The sequence below is a fragment of the Actinacidiphila glaucinigra genome, from assembly GCF_900188405.1.
Lineage (GTDB): Bacteria > Actinomycetota > Actinomycetes > Streptomycetales > Streptomycetaceae > Actinacidiphila > Actinacidiphila glaucinigra.
The window spans coordinates 146416-160964 of record NZ_FZOF01000006.1 but is presented as its reverse complement, the minus strand read 5'-3'; the positions used below and the strand labels follow the sequence as shown (position 1 = coordinate 160964).

Here is a 14549-nt window from a genome sequence, read left to right as displayed (position 1 = left end):
CCTAACCCCGCGAGACGCCCAGGGAGCGCTTGAGGAACGCGACCTGGAGCAGGAGCAGGTTCTCGGCGACCTCCTCCTGCGGCGTCATGTGCGTGACCCCGGACAGCGGCAGCACCTCGTGCGGGCGGCCGGCGGCCAGCAGCGCGGAGGACAGCCGCAGGGTGTGGGCGGCCACCACGTTGTCGTCGGCGAGGCCGTGGATGATCATCAGCGGCCGGACCTCGTCCGCCGGGTCGCTCAGACCGGCGTCGGTGACCAGCGAGTTGGCGGCGTACACCGCCGGCTCCTCCTCGGGGTGCCCGAGGTAGCGCTCGGTGTAGTGCGTGTCGTACAGCCGCCAGTCGGTGACCGGGGCGCCCGCCACCGCGGCGTGGAAGACGTCCGGGCGGCGCAGCACCGCGAGCGCCGCCAGGTAGCCGCCGTAGGACCAGCCGCGGATGCCCACCCGGGTGAGGTCCAGGGGGTAGTGGCCGGCCAGCGCGTGCAGCGCGTGGACCTGGTCGTCGAGCGTGACGCCCGCGAAGTCGCCGGCGATCGCCTTCTCCCAGGCGGGGGAGTGACCGGGGGTGCCCCGGCCGTCCGCGACGACCACCGCGAAGCCCTGGTCGGCCAGCCACTGCGCCTGCAGATAGCCGCGCTGGGCGCTCACCACCATCTGGCCGTGCGGCCCGCCGTAGGGGTCCATCAGCACCGGCAGCGGCCCGTCGCCCTCCCGGTGCCCCGAGGGGAGCAGCACCGCCGCCGGGACGCCGCGCTCGCCGGCGGCGACCAGCGCCGGGCGCGCGGTGAGGACCGGGGTCTCGGAGTGGGAGGCGATCTCCGCCACCCGCTCGCCGTCCCGCAGCACCCGTACGGCCGTGGCCGCCGACTCCAGCGACGCGGACGACAGCACCGTGACGGCCCCGGCGCGCACCGCCGAGTGCACGCCCGGCGCATCGCTCAGCCGGACCGGTCCGCCCGGCCCCCCGTCGGCCCGGTACACATGGATCTCGCCGGTCTCCGGGTCCTTGGCGCCGTGCCCCGCGGAGGCCGACAGCAGGATGCCGTCGCCATCCCTGCCGAGCATCGCACGTACGTGCAACTCCGGTCCCGTCCACGGCTGTTCGCCGACGAACAGCGACCGCGAGCCGTTCTCGTCGGAGATCCGGACCAGGCGCTCGCCGGACATCCACGCGGGCACCCCGGCGAAAAGATCAAGCCAGATTCCATCGCGGTCCCGGTGCACCTCCCGGGTGCCGCCGGTGGCGGTGTCCACCGTCAGGTACAGCTGCTCGCGCTGGTCGCGGGTCTGGACGAGCAGCAGCGGCGGGCCCGCCGCCGACCAGTGCACCTGCGCCAGGTACGGGTAGCGTTCGCGGTCCCACTCCACCGCGGTGGCCGTGCCGTCCAGCGTCAGCAGCACCAGCGTGACCTCGGCGTTCGGCGTGCCCGCCGCCGGGTAGGCCACCTCGGCCGGAGCCTGGCCCGGGTTCGCGGGGTCGGCGATCCACCAGTGGCGGACCGGCGACGCGTCCACCCGGGCCGCCAGCACACCGGTGCCGTCCGGGGACCACCAGTAGCCGCGGCTGCGGGACATCTCCTCGGCGGCGATGAACTCGGCCAGACCGTAGGTGACGTCCGGTCCCTCCGGTCCGGCCAGCACCCTGTCCCCGCCGCCGTCGGCGGCCACCACGCGCAGCGCGCCGTCCGCCACGTAGGCCACCAGGCGGCCGTCCGGCGACGGACGCGGGTCCACCACCGGACCCGGCACGGCGATCTCCCGGGCGGTGCCCGCCCGCAGCTCCGCCGTGAACAGCCGCCCGGACAAGGCGAACGCGGCCAGTTCCACGGCGTCGTCGGTCGCATAGCCGACGATTCCGGCCGAGCCCTCCCGGCTGCGCTCCCGGCGCGCCCTCTCCTGCGGCGACAGCTCCTCCGCCGCGCCGGACAGCAGCACCTCGGGGTCCGCCGCGACCCGCTCGGCGCCGGACTCCGGGTCCAGCACCCACAGCAGGTGCGAGCGGTCGGTGCCGGAGCGGGAGCGCAGGAAGACGACCCGGTCGCCGTCCGGCGACACGGTGAAGGCGCGCGGGGCGCCGAGCGAGAACCGCTGCGTGCGGGCGTACTGCCGCGGGAACGAGAGCGCTTGCGTCATGGGGGGAGTGTGTCACCCGCCCGCCGGCCGAGCCCCGCGCACGCCAACCGCGAGATCCGGCCATGCGCCCCCGCGTGCTCCCGTGCGACGAGCTATGCGGTGCGCCACAAAGTTATGATCCACTGCCGAGAGTGGGTAACAAACGGTTGGCAACTGCTGTCGGACCACGAGGCCCTGGAGGTGAGCCGCTGTGGCACTTTCGATTTCGGCGGTGCTGCTGCTGCTGATCGTCGTCTTCCTGCTGGTCAGGAAGGCCGGTTTGAAAGCGGGGCATGCGGTGGTCTGCGTACTGCTCGGGTTCTACCTGGCGAGTTCCTCCATCGCGCCGACGATCCGGGACCTCACCAGCAATGTCGCGGGCATGATCGGGGACTTCAAGTTCTGAGCCCGTGGCTCACCCCGGGACAGCCCCAGGGCCTGCCCTAGGCTCTTCTCATGACCGCACTGCCCGCCCGGCGACTGCTGCTCGTCCACGCGCACCCCGACGACGAGTCGATCAACAACGGCGCCACCATGGCCAAGTACGCCGCCGAGGGCGCGCACGTCACCCTGGTGACGTGCACCCTCGGTGAGGAGGGCGAGGTCATCCCGCCCGAGCTGGCCCACCTGGCACCGGATCGCGACGACACCCTCGGCGCGCACCGGACCGGCGAACTCGCCGACGCCATGGTCCAGCTCGGCGTCACCGACCACCGTTTCCTGGGCGGCCCCGGCCGCTTCCGGGACTCCGGGATGATGGGCGTGCCGCAGAACGACCGGCCCGACAGCTTCTGGCAGGCGGACCTCGACCTCGCGGCCTCGTACCTCGTGGAGGTGATCCGCGAGGTCCGTCCGCAGGTCCTGGTCGCCTACGACCCCGACGGCGGCTACGGCCACCCCGACCACATCAAGGCGCACCGGGTCGCCATGCGCGCCGCGGAACTGGCCGCGGAGCCGGCCTACCGGCGCGACCTCGGCGCCCCGCACGCCATCGCCAAGGTCTACTGGAACTGCATCCCGCGCCGCGTGGTCGAGGAGGGCTTCGCCCGGCTGCACGCGGCGGGCGGGCAGATCCCCTTCGAGGGCATCGCGACCGCCGACGACGTACCGGGCCTGGTCGACGACGACCAGGTGGCCGCCGCCATCGACGTGGAGGCCCGCTACGCCGAGCGGAAGGCCGCGGCGATGAAGGCCCACGTCACCCAGATCGCGGTCGACGGCCCGTTCTTCGCGCTCTCCAACGACCTCGGACAGCCCCTGTTCGGCGCCGAGTTCTACCGCCTGGTCAAGGGCGTCCCCGAGCCGGCCGGGGACCTGGAGGACGACCTGTTCGCGGGGACCGGGGCATGAGGCGCGCGGCCTACCCCGTGCTCGCGGTCCTGGGCGCCCTGGTCGGCGTCGCGGGGTCGCTGGTCCAGGCGGCCTGGTTCCCGGGCGGGTTGCTGCTGGCGCTCGCCGGGAGCGCGGCGCTCTTCCACGGCGGTGCCAGGCTCACCGGAACGCGGCTGGGCGCCGTGGTGCCGGCGGCGCTGTGGCTGATCACCGTGATGCTGCTCAGTTCCGCCCGCCCGGAGGGTGATTTCCTGTTCGCCAACGGAATCAGCCCGTACGTCTACCTGTTGGGCGGAGCGATGGCGGGCGTGATGTCGGCCACGCTTGTGCAACCCCGTCCTCCCGCCGGTGGATCACTTGAGGCACCATAGGCGCCACGTTGCGTCCGTTACGGAGCGAACGTCGTCCGTTTTGATGGCCGGCGTCACATAAACCCCTTTGATCAGGGCGGTCTCCATCCGGCGGGCAGGCGGCTCCGACGCGGTGCCCAGTATGGTGGTGCGCGCCGCCGGGCCGCCCGCGGAAAGGCCGTGACGGGTGGCGAAGCGAACCGGGAGAGCCTGCTTTGAGTCGTGAAACTGATCGTCCGTCCCCCGGCCCCCAGGGCCGGGGCGGAGCCGCGTACCCGTCGGGTACCCCGCCGTACGGAACCCGACCGTTTCCGTCGCTGCATCCGCAGGAGGGCCCGCGCGAGGGTGCTGCGAACGGGGAGCCCGCCGATGCTCCCGCAGCGGAGGAGACCAAGACCGAGACCACACTGACGACCCGGGTGCGCATCAACATCCCCGGGTCCCGGCCGATCCCGCCGGTCGTCGTCCGTACGCCCGTCGAGGGCGGCGCGGAGGGCGAGGCACCCGGCGGGTCCGCACCGGCCGCCCCCGCGGCCGAGTCGGCCCCGCCCGCCGGCTGGAACGCCGGCGGCGGCACCGGGGCCGGTCAGGGCGCCCCGGCGCCCTCGCCCGAGCCCGCCGCGGAGCCGGCTCCCGCGCCGAGGGGCGAGAAGCCGACGAGCGACTGGTTCGCGCCGCGGAAGGCCTCGCCGGCCGCTCCCGAGGCGACCCAGGAGTTCTCCGCTCCCGAGCTCACCCAGCCGATGCAGCGCGGCGACATCCCCGCCCAGCCCGGCCCCCCGGAGCGCGGTCCGGTCCCCGGACAGGGTGCCGCCCCCGGCGGGCCCCGGCGCGGTGGCATCCCGTACCTGAACGACGGCGCGGTCGGCCCGGCCGGCCCCGGCGGTCCCGGCGGTCCCGTGGCGCCGGGTGGCCCCGGCGGGCCGGTGGGTCCCGCCGGCCCCGTGGCACCCGGTGCTCCGGGTGGCCCCGGTGGCCCCGTCGGTCCCGGTGGTCCGGCCGGACCGGGGCGCCCCGCTCCGCCGCAGCGCCCGTTCCCCGGCGGTCCCGGCGCGGGACCCGCGGGTCCCGGGGCCGGTATGCCCTTCCCGGGGCAGCAGCCGCCGTCCGGGCCCACCGCGGGCCCGGTCACCGGTGAGATGCGCGTGCCCCCGGCGGGGCCCGCGACCGGCCGCTCGCCGTACCCGACGCCGTTCCCGACCTCCGCGTCCGGGCGGCTGTCCGGGGACACCGTCGTCAGCGGCATCCCGGCGGTTCCCCCCGCGGGGCCGTCGGTCACCCGGCCGGCCCCGGCCGGCGGCGAGATGTACCGCTTCGAGCAGGACGAGCCGGCGGCGCCCCCCGCCCGCCAGAGCGCGGCGGAGCCCAAGGCCAAGGGCCGCTCCAAGCTCATACTGGTGGGCGTCGGCGTGCTCGGCGTGCTCGGCATCGCCTACGGCGCCGGACTGCTGATGGACCACTCCGACGTGCCGGCCGGCACGACCGTCTACGGCGTCGGGATCGGCGGCAAGACCAAGGACCAGGCCGTCGCGCTCCTCGACCAGGCGCTCGGCTCCCGCAAGAACGCGCCGCTCACCGTCACCATCGGCGACGAGCGCAAGGCGCTCAAGCCCGCGGCCGCCGGTCTCGTCTTCGACACCGACGCCACCGTCGGCAACGTGGCGCACCGCGACTACAACCCGGTCACCGTCATCGGCTCGCTGTTCGGCGTCTCGCGTGCGGCCGACCCGGTGCTGACCACGGACAGCGAGAAGCTCCGCGCCCAGCTGGAGAAGCTCTCCCAGGGGCTCGGCGGCTCCGGCTCCGAGGGCATGGTCAAGTTCGTGAACGGCAAGGCCGTCGCCGTCCCCGGCAAGCCTCACCAGGGCGTGGACGCGGCCGCCTCGATCGACGCGGTGATCGGCGCGTACTCCACGCAGGTCGCCACCGGCAAGCCCGGCACGGTGAGCCTGAAGGCCACCACCGTCGAGCCCAAGGTGACCCAGGAGGAGCTCGACAAGGCCGTCGACGGCTTCGGGAAGACGGCCATGTCCGGCTTCGTCACCGTCCGCGCGGGCGCCGCGGAGATCCCGTTCAGCCCGCAGAAGTCGCTGTCGCAGATCCTCACGATGGTGCCGGACCAGGACGGCAAGCTGACCCCGTACATCGACCGCAAGGTGCTCCAGGGCCTGTACGGCGGCGCCTTCGACGGCGTGCTGGTCGAACGCGGCGACGGCAGCAAGACCGCCGTCACCCCGGAGGACGTCGCCTCCGCGATGCTGCCCGCGCTGCAGACCTCCGACGCCGCCAAGAAGACGGTGACCATCGAGGGCAGCTCCTGACCCCCGGTCGCCCGATCCACGTGTGACGGCTGTGGCCCCGGTACCCGTACCGGGGCCACACCCATGACATCTGTCATCCGCGGGACAGGACGCCCGGCACTGCCGCCCCGGTCCCGCCGTCGGCGAGGCTGCAGCCATGACCGCAACAGTGTTCACGCACGTGAGCAAGAGCTTCGGTCAGGTCCGGGCCGTCGACGACCTGAGCCTGACCCTCCACCCCGGTGAGACCGTCGCCCTGCTGGGCCCCAACGGCGCGGGCAAGTCGACCACCCTGGACCTGCTGCTGGGGCTGCGCACCCCCGACTCCGGCACCGTCGAGGTCTTCGGCACCACCCCGCGCCGGGCGATCGCCGAGGGCCGGGTCGGCGCCGTGCTGCAGAGCGGCGGCCTCATGGAGGAGGTCACCGTGCGCGAGCTCGTACGGCTCGCCTGCGACCTGCACCCGCGCGCCCACCCCGTCGCCGAGGTGATGGCGGCCGCCGGACTGGAGTCCGTCGCCGACCGCAAGGTCGACAAGCTCTCCGGCGGCCAGGAGCAGCGCGTGCGCTTCGCCCTGGCCACGGCGGGCGCGAGCGACCTGCTGATCCTCGACGAGCCCACCACCGGCATGGACGTCTCCGCCCGGCAGGCCTTCTGGGAGGCCATGCGCGGCCAGGTGAAGCAGGGCCGCACGGTGCTCTTCGCGACCCACTACCTGGAGGAGGCGGACGCCGTCGCCGACCGGGTGCTCGTCCTGCAGGGCGGCCGGCTGGTGGCCGACGGCACCGCCGCCGAGATCAAGGCGCGGGCCGGGGTCCGGCGTATCGTCTTCGACCTGGACACCCCGCCGGAGGAGTCCGCGCTGCGGGCACTGCCGCGGGTCACGGACGTGGAGATCACCGGCCGCACGGTGCGCATCCGCTCCACGGACGCCGACGCGACGGTGCACGCCGTCTACGCCGCCGGGCTCTACCCCCGGCACCTGGAGGTCGCCGGGCTCGGCCTGGAGCAGGCCTTCCTGGCCATCACGGAGTCGTCCGAGAAGGAGAAGGAGGTGGCGGCGCGATGAGGACGCTGGCCCGGCTGGAGATCCTGCGCGTCCTGCGCAACCGCAAGTTCATGTTCTTCTCGGTGCTGTACCCGGTGCTGCTCTTCATGATCCTGACGGCCGGTCAGAAGGCCGCGATGGTGCCGTACTACATGGTCGCGATGTGCGCCTTCGGCGCCATGACCGCCGTGCTCATGGGCAACTCCGAGCGGATCGCCCGCGAGCGCGACAAGGGCTGGGTGCGCCAGCTGCGGCTCACCGCCCTCCCCGGGCGCGGCTACGTGCTGGCCAAGGTCGCCGCGGCCGCCACCGTCAGCCTGCCCTCGATCCTGCTCGTACTGCTCGCCGGCGGCGCCGTGAAGGGCGTGCGGATGGCCGCCTGGCAGTGGGCCGGGGTGCTGCTCACCAGCTGGGCCGGGAGCTTCGTCTTCGCCGCGCTGGGCGTGGCCATCGGCTACGTCGCCTCGGCGGAGACCGCCCGCCCCGTAGCGATGATCGCCTACTTCGGGCTCGCCCTGCTCGGCGGCCTGTGGGTGCCCTTCGACTCCTTCCCCGGCTGGCTGCGCGACATCGCGAACCTGCTGCCGGCCCGGCCGTACGCGGCGCTCGGACAGGCCGTCGAGTCCGGCCGGGCCCCGCACGCCGGGGACGTCGCCGTGCTGGTCGTGTACGGGCTGGTGTTCGCTGCGACAGCCGCTTGGATGTACCGCAAGGACACCGCGAAGGCCTGAGAGGAGAGGGACCGTGCCCGCCGGAACGACGCAGCAGCGGGAGCCCGCCGAGCCCCGGGACGCCCCGGCGATCGGCAGGGCCCCGGAGAACCGCCGCCAGGCCATCGTCAAGCTGGTCTGGGTGGCCATGTGGATGCTCTACCTCGGCGCCCCGGTCAGCGACCTCGCCGAGGGCGGTCACGGCCTCACCGCGACCGTGCTCGGCTGGCTCGGGCTCGCCGCCTTCGTCACCGCCTACCTGTGCATCGTCTTCCTGCGGACCAACGCCGAACACCAGCCGCGCTGGGTGTACGGGCAGCTCCTGCTGCTCGGCGCGCTGGGCCTGCTGATGACCTTCACCCTGGGCGACGCCTTCCTCGTGCTGTTCGTCTACCTCGCCGTCGGCTGCGGGGCGGTCCTGCCCGGCCGCCAGGCCCGCTGGGCGATCCCGCTGGTCACCGCGGTGCTCGCGGCCGTCGCCGGGCTCACCGGGGCGAGCGCGGACCTGGTGCTCTCGCTGCTCGTGCCCTGCCTGCTCGGCGGATACGCCATGACGGGCGTGCGCCAGCTGGTGCGGACCACCCGCGAGCTGCGCGAGGCCCGGGCGGCCGTCGCCCAGCTGGCCGCCACCGAGGAGCGGCTGCGACTCGCCCGCGACCTGCACGACCTGCTCGGCCACTCGCTGTCCCTGATCACCCTCAAGAGCGAACTGGCCGGACGCATGCTCCCTGGCCGCCCCGAGGACGCCGCCGCGCAGGTCGCCGACATCGAGCGGGTCAGCCGGCAGGCCCTGGTGGACGTCCGCGAGGCCGTCAGCGGCTACCGCAGGCCCACCCTCGCCGCCGAGCTCGCCGGCGCCAGAGAGGTCCTGCAGGCCGCCGGCATCCGCCCCCGGCTGCCCGGGACGGTGACCGCCCCGCTCACCCCGGAGGCCGAGGGAGCGCTGGCCTGGGCCCTGCGCGAGGCCGTCACCAACGTCGTACGGCACAGCGGGGCCTCCTGCTGCACGGTCACCGTCGACGAGGACGATGGCACGGTACGGCTCACCGTCGCCGACGACGGGCGGGGCCCCGGGACCGGCGGCGCACGCCGCGGCAACGGCCTGACCGGCCTGCAGGAGCGCCTGCTGCTCGCCGGCGGCCGCCTGGAGACCGCAGCGGACGGCGGCTTCACCCTCCGCGCCGTCGTCCCGGCCGACTACGCTCACGGCCATGATCCGGGTGCTGCTGGCGGAGGACCAGTCGATGGTGCGCGAGGCCCTGGCCGCGCTGCTGGGCCTTGAGGGGGACATCGAGGTGGTCGCGCAGGTCGCCCGCGGCGAGGACGTCGTCGGCGCGGCCCGCGACGCCGGGGCGCAGGTGGCGCTGCTCGACATCGAGATGCCCGGCGCGATGACCGGCCTCGACGCGGCCGCCGCAGTACGGGCGGAACTGCCGCAGGTGCGGGTCGTCATCGTCACCACGTTCGGCCGGCCCGGGTACCTGCGCCGGGCCATGGAGGCGGGCGCCGACGCGTTCCTGGTCAAGGACGCGCCCGCGGGGCAACTCGCGGAGGCGGTACGCAGGGTGCTGCGGGGGGAGAAGGTGATCGACCCGGTGCTCGCGGCGGCCGCGCTGTCGGAGGGGGCCGACCCCCTCACCCCGCGCGAGCGCGACGTCCTGCGCGCGGCGGCCGACGGATCCCTCAACGCGGACATCGCCCGCCGCCTCCACCTGTCCGAGGGGACCGTCCGCAACTACCTCTCCACCGCGATCCAGAAGACCGCCGCCCGCAACCGCGCCGAAGCGGTGCGCATCGCCCTGGAACGCGGCTGGCTCTAGGGGACTCGGCCCTCCCGCCGTCTCGCGCCCTCCGGGCGCAATGCGGCCGGCTGCGGAGGGGGGAGGGTGGGGCGGCCCTCCTCGGCGGTGTGCGGGTGGGTGCGTGGCGGGGGTTCAGGCTCCGGAGCGGATGGCGTTTCCGGCGGCGCGGGTCTCGTCGCCGTCCGCGGGTACAGATGGCCGGTGGCCACGCCCACCGTTCGTGGGTGGCGCGCCCGCCGTAACCGGCGTCTGCGGGTGCTTCCCCGGCAGGCACGGGGCTCGGCGGGTGGCCTTCTCGAGATCGGGCTCTGTTTCGCCGAAATGTTCGGCGAAAGCGGGCCCGATGTCCCGCCCGCCCCTCGTCAGCACCTCGAATCAGCCGCAGACGCGGGTTACGGCGGGCGCGCCCACCGCACGGCGAAGGCGTGGAAGCGGCCATCTGCCCGCGGACGGAAACGAGACCCCCCGCCAACGCAAAGGCACCCCGCTACGGCGCCTGAACCCTCGCGACCCACCGGCCCGCACCCTGCGGTGAAGCCCCAGGCCGCCACCTTCCCGTCCGCAGCCCGCGTCTTTGCGACCGAAGGGAGCGAGACGAACCCGCACCCGCCCACCCGCAGCACCCTCACCCCCGGAGGGGTCAGTTGAGGAGCGCGCGGGCGGCCCGCGCCTGCCGGCGCATGGCCGTCGCGGCGTCCGGTTCCGCTTCCGCGAGTACCTCCGCGTACGCCTCCATCTCCGTCGCGCCCCGCGCGAAGTCCCCCTTGCGCACCAGCAACTGCGCGTGCTCGAAGCGCAGCCGTGCCGGATGGTGGGGCAGCAGCAGCGCCAGTTCCACCGCCCACAGCTGCGTGCCCAGGTGCTCGGGCCGCGCCGAGGCCCAGGCGCGGATGTTGTTGAGCACGCGCAGCACGATGTCCAGCGGATCCGCGGGCTCCATCATCGCCGGGGACGGCGCGGTCCCCGTCGCGCCCGCCACCAGCAGCCGTACGTCCTCCTCGCCGAGCCGGCGGCCGCCGTTGAAGGGGTCGGCCAGTACGAAGGCGCCGGCGGGGTCGCCGAAGCCCACGACGAAGTGCCCCGGGAGGGCGACCCCGTGGACCGGGCCGCCGGCGCGCCGGACGACCTCCATCCAGACCACCGACAGCAGGATCGGCAGCCCGCGCCGCCGCCGCAGCACCTCGTGCAGCAGCGAGGACTCCAGCCGCTGGTAGTCGGCGGGCGAGCCGCCGAACCCGCAGCGGCCGCCGAGCAGTTCCGCGGCGGCGTCGGCCCAGTCGGCGGGTGCGGCGAGACCGTACGGCAGGAGCCCGGCGAGGCGGTCGAGTTCCATCTGCGCCGCGTCCGTCCCGGCCTCGTCGAGGGAAGGGTCGGCCACGGCCCCGATGAGCAGGCACAGCTCCGCGAGGTCGGGGCGCGGCTCGCGGGCGGCCTCGCTGAAGCGCTGCGTGATGGCGTCGTCCATGCCGGGCTTCTCACCCTCCCGCGGGCAGCGGGCCGCGCCGGTAGTGGTAGGCGTGGTGGGTGGTGAAGCCCATCCGGTCGTAGAGGGCGCGTGCGCCTTCGTTGTCGGTCTCGACCTGCAGGTACGCGCCGGAGGCGCCCTCGTCCAGGGCCTTGCGGGCGAGCGCCGCCATCACGGCCCGGGCCAGCCCGCGCCGCCGGTGGTCCGGAGCCACCTCGACGGCGCCGAAGGAGGCGAACCGGCCGTCGACGGCGCAGCGGCCGATCGCCGCGGGACCGGCGCCGGCGGAGTCGCCCTCCCCCGGCACCGTGGCGAACCAGACCGAAGGACCGCCGCCCAGCACCTTCAGCGCCGCGTCGCCCACGTCACCCGTGCGGTGGTAGCGGGCGAGCCACTCCGCGTCGGCCTCGCGGGACAGGTGCACGGCCTCGGCACCCGGCAGGTCGGCGATCGGCGCCAGGGCGGCCGTGCGCAGCAGGGCGTGGCCCTCCGCCGTCCAGCCGAGTCCGCCGAGCGCCTCCGCCAGCGTCTCGTCGGAGTCCTCCCCGCCGGTGGTGACCTGCACATACGGCGGCAGTCCGCGGTCGCCGTACCAGCGGGCGATCCGCGCGACGGCCTCCGTCAGCGGGACGCCCGGATCGCCGAGCGGCAGCACGGAGTTGGCGCGCCGGGTGAAGCCGCCGGCCGCCCGGAGCGTCCATGCGCCCAGCCGGGCGGTCTCCTGCGCGGGCCAGCAGCGGGAGGCCGATTCCTGCAGTTCCCGGGCCGTCGCGCGGGGCGCGCGGGCCCCGCGGCGCGCCGGTGCGTCGGGCACGATCTTGCCCGCCACCAGGGACGATTCCGCGATGCGGACGGTTTCCCCGTCCCTACGGGTGACGATAAGCACCCCTTCGTCCCACGATGTGAGAATCCCGACGGCGTCGGCGAACACCGGCCGTCCCTCGACGATCTCCGCGACCCTCCGCAACGAGACGCGTTTGCCCACGTCAGAAGGGGTTATGCGCACCTCGAGCCGGCCTCCGGCGGTGAAATCCATGCTCATGACCGCCCCTCCTGTTCGTCTGCTGCCCAAGAACGGAGATACTAGGGGCGGGCATCTACGACGCCGCGCTCCCGCGCGAGACAGCCCTATCGAGGAGGAACGACAGCGTGACCTACGTCATCGCGCAGCCTTGTGTCGACGTCAAGGACAAGGCGTGCATCGAGGAGTGCCCCGTCGACTGCATCTACGAGGGCCAGCGGTCCTTGTACATCCACCCGGACGAATGCGTCGACTGCGGAGCCTGTGAGCCGGTCTGCCCGGTGGAGGCCATCTTCTACGAGGACGACACCCCGGAGGAGTGGAAGGACTACTACAAGGCGAACGTCGAGTTCTTCGACGAGCTCGGCTCGCCCGGTGGTGCCTCCAAGCTCGGGCTGATCGAGCGCGACCACCCCTTCATCGCCGCCCTGCCCCCGCAGGGCGAGTGACCCGACAGTTGCCGGGCGGTCCCGTACGGCACCCCGCCGTACGGGACCGCCGTGTTTGAGGCAGTGGCAGGCCGCGTGCCTGCGAGGAACGGAAAGTGAGCACCACCGTGGCGCAGCCAGTCTCGTCCAGACTCCCCGTCTTCCCGTGGGACCGGCTCGAACCGTACAAGGCCACGGCCGCCGCCCATCCCGGCGGCATCGTCGACCTGTCGGTCGGCACCCCGGTCGACCCCGTCCCGCACATCGTGCAGCGGGCCCTGGCCGGGGCCGCGGACAGCCCCGGGTACCCGACCGTGTGGGGGACGCCCGAGCTGCGCGCCGCCATCACCGGCTGGGCCGGGCGCCGGCTGGGGGCCGACGGGCTGACCGACGCGCACGTGCTGCCGGTGGTCGGCTCCAAGGAGCTGGTCGCCTGGCTGCCGACCCAACTGGGCCTCGGCGCGGGCGACAAGGTGGCGTACCCGCGGCTGGCCTACCCGACGTACGAGGTCGGGGCGCGGCTGGCCGGCGCCGAGGCGGTCGTCTACGACGAACCGACCGAGCCCGACCCGGCCGGACTGCGGCTCCTGTGGCTCAACAGCCCCTCCAACCCCACCGGTCGGGTGCTGTCCAAGGACGAGCTGACCCGTGCGGTCGCCTGGGCGCGCGAGCACGGCGTGCTGGTGTTCAGCGACGAGTGCTACCTGGAGCTGGGCTGGGACGCCGACCCGGTCTCGGTCCTGCACCCGGACGTCTGCGGCGGCTCCTACGAGGGCATCGTGGCCGTCCACTCCCTGTCCAAGCGCTCCAACCTGGCCGGCTACCGCTCGGCCTTCCTCCTGGGCGACCCGGCCGTGCTCGGCGAGCTGCTGCAGATCCGCAAGCACGGCGGCATGATGACGCCCGCCCCGGTGCAGGCCGCCACGGTCGCCGCGCTCGGGGACGACGCGCATGTGGCCCGGCAGCGCGAGCGCTACGCGCGGCGGCGGGCGGCGCTGCGGGAGGCCTTCGAGACCGCCGGCTTCCGCGTCGAGCACAGCGAGGCGAGCCTGTATCTGTGGGCGACGCGCGACGAGTCCTGCTGGGACACCGTCGCGGACCTGTCCAAGCAGGGCATCCTCGTGGCGCCCGGCGACTTCTACGGCGCGGCGGGGGAGCGGTACGTACGGATCGCCTTCACGGCCACGGACGAGCGGGTGGCGGCGGCGGTGCGCCGGCTGTCCTCCTGAGCCGCGGCACCGCGACGACGGCGCAAAGGGCCCGGGGAGCAGCGCTCCCCGGGCCCTTTCGGTGCGGCTGTGGGGGGTCAGCCGCCGATGGGGAGCCCCTGGAGGGGCAGTTGGCCGGTGGAGGGGAGGCCGCCCGGCAGCCCGGAGCCCTTGGCGGTCTTCCCGAGCTCCTGGGCGGCGCCGCCGACGGTCGTGGCGGCCTGCGTCGCCGTGCCCTTGACGGTCGGCTGTGCGCTCTTGGCCAGGCCGCCGACCGTCTCGGTCGTCGCGGGCAGCGCCTCCTGCACGGTCTTGACGGCACCGGACTGCTTGGCCACACCGTTCACGGTGCCGGTGAGCTCGGGGGCCTTGTCCACGTTGGTCAGCCCACCCAGGTCGCCGACCTGCGGCAGCGCGGCGGCGGACGCGGCACCGGCACCGATGAGGGGAGCCGCGGCCGCGCCGACCAGCAGAGCGGCCCGGGCGATCCGACGCGCGAGGGGGAGAGACATGGTGCTCCTTTTACGGAGAGACGACAGTTTCGACGTGACATGTCCGCGGGGCGGACGTCGTGACTACCGCGTGAAGGGGGCCGAAGGTTGCGGCCGCGAAGAGTAAAGAGTTGGTAATGCGATCGGATTCCCGGGGCGGTAAAGCGGATCAATTCGGACGGAGCCGGAAGTGCCGCGGAAACGTCACAGCCCTTGATCAGAAGCTTTTTTCGCACCCCCGAACGAGGGGATTCACATCTGATGGGTTTGGCGTATCAATC

14 protein-coding genes are annotated in these 14549 nt (G+C 74.1%); 10 read left to right on the top strand and 4 right to left on the bottom strand.

Annotated elements, in window-relative coordinates; translation table 11 throughout:
• Window position 1: 1 nt before the first annotated feature.
• On the bottom strand, window positions 2–2134 hold the full coding sequence (locus CHF15_RS14275) for a S9 family peptidase (RefSeq protein ID WP_089224139.1): 2133 nt from the start codon (window positions 2132–2134) through the stop codon (window positions 2–4).
• A gap of 190 nt (window positions 2135–2324) precedes the next feature.
• Here CHF15_RS14275 and CHF15_RS14270 point away from each other — a divergent pair, with 190 nt between their 5' ends.
• The 8 genes from CHF15_RS14270 (at window position 2325) to CHF15_RS14225 (ending at window position 9673) form a co-directional block, all read left to right on the top strand.
• Entirely contained in the window at window positions 2325–2519 is a 195-nt protein-coding gene (locus tag CHF15_RS14270) for a hypothetical protein (protein ID WP_026251431.1), read from the top strand.
• Window positions 2520–2569: 50 nt separating this feature from the next.
• Entirely contained in the window at window positions 2570–3463 is an 894-nt protein-coding gene (gene mshB, locus CHF15_RS14265) for an N-acetyl-1-D-myo-inositol-2-amino-2-deoxy-alpha-D-glucopyranoside deacetylase (RefSeq protein ID WP_089224138.1), read from the top strand.
• Window positions 3460–3816 carry a DUF6113 family protein gene (locus CHF15_RS14260; protein ID WP_089224137.1) on the top strand — a complete coding sequence of 119 codons (357 nt, stop codon included), beginning with the start codon at window positions 3460–3462 and terminating at the stop codon, window positions 3814–3816. Before mshB ends, CHF15_RS14260 begins: the two co-directional genes overlap by 4 nt.
• 194 nt (window positions 3817–4010) lie before the next feature.
• Window positions 4011–6116 (top strand): VanW family protein, encoded by a 2106-nt coding sequence (locus tag CHF15_RS44860; RefSeq protein WP_245938822.1) that lies wholly within the window; start codon window positions 4011–4013, stop codon window positions 6114–6116.
• Between the two features lie 136 nt (window positions 6117–6252).
• Entirely contained in the window at window positions 6253–7164 is a 912-nt protein-coding gene (locus CHF15_RS14240; protein WP_089224133.1) for an ABC transporter ATP-binding protein, read from the top strand.
• Window positions 7161–7874, top strand: a complete 714-nt coding sequence (locus CHF15_RS14235; RefSeq protein WP_089224132.1) for an ABC transporter permease — start codon at window positions 7161–7163, stop codon at window positions 7872–7874. Before CHF15_RS14240 ends, CHF15_RS14235 begins: the two co-directional genes overlap by 4 nt.
• Before the next feature lie 13 nt (window positions 7875–7887).
• A complete protein-coding gene (locus tag CHF15_RS14230; protein WP_089224131.1) occupies window positions 7888–9135 on the top strand; it encodes a sensor histidine kinase in 1248 nt (415 codons plus the stop codon).
• Window positions 9065–9673, top strand: a complete 609-nt coding sequence (locus tag CHF15_RS14225) for a response regulator transcription factor (protein ID WP_089224130.1) — start codon at window positions 9065–9067, stop codon at window positions 9671–9673. The genes CHF15_RS14230 and CHF15_RS14225 overlap by 71 nt, the downstream gene beginning before the upstream one ends.
• Window positions 9674–10295: 622 nt before the next feature.
• Here the strand turns inward: CHF15_RS14225 and CHF15_RS14220 are convergent.
• Together CHF15_RS14220 and CHF15_RS14215 are read right to left on the bottom strand one after the other, a co-directional pair.
• Window positions 10296–11120 (bottom strand): transglutaminase family protein, encoded by an 825-nt coding sequence (locus CHF15_RS14220; protein WP_089224129.1) that lies wholly within the window; start codon window positions 11118–11120, stop codon window positions 10296–10298.
• Between the two features lie 10 nt (window positions 11121–11130).
• Entirely contained in the window at window positions 11131–12156 is a 1026-nt protein-coding gene (locus CHF15_RS14215) for a GNAT family N-acetyltransferase (protein WP_179279807.1), read from the bottom strand.
• Between the two features lie 113 nt (window positions 12157–12269).
• Here CHF15_RS14215 and fdxA point away from each other — a divergent pair, with 113 nt between their 5' ends.
• Window positions 12270–12590 (top strand): ferredoxin, encoded by a 321-nt coding sequence (fdxA, locus tag CHF15_RS14210; RefSeq protein WP_018561461.1) that lies wholly within the window; start codon window positions 12270–12272, stop codon window positions 12588–12590.
• Window positions 12591–12685: 95 nt separating this feature from the next.
• On the top strand, window positions 12686–13798 hold the full coding sequence (gene dapC / locus CHF15_RS14205) for a succinyldiaminopimelate transaminase (RefSeq protein ID WP_089224127.1): 1113 nt from the start codon (window positions 12686–12688) through the stop codon (window positions 13796–13798).
• A gap of 77 nt (window positions 13799–13875) precedes the next feature.
• Here dapC and CHF15_RS14200 read toward each other — a convergent pair whose 3' ends face one another.
• Window positions 13876–14289 (bottom strand): hypothetical protein, encoded by a 414-nt coding sequence (locus CHF15_RS14200; protein ID WP_089224126.1) that lies wholly within the window; start codon window positions 14287–14289, stop codon window positions 13876–13878.
• Window positions 14290–14549: the final 260 nt, after the last annotated feature.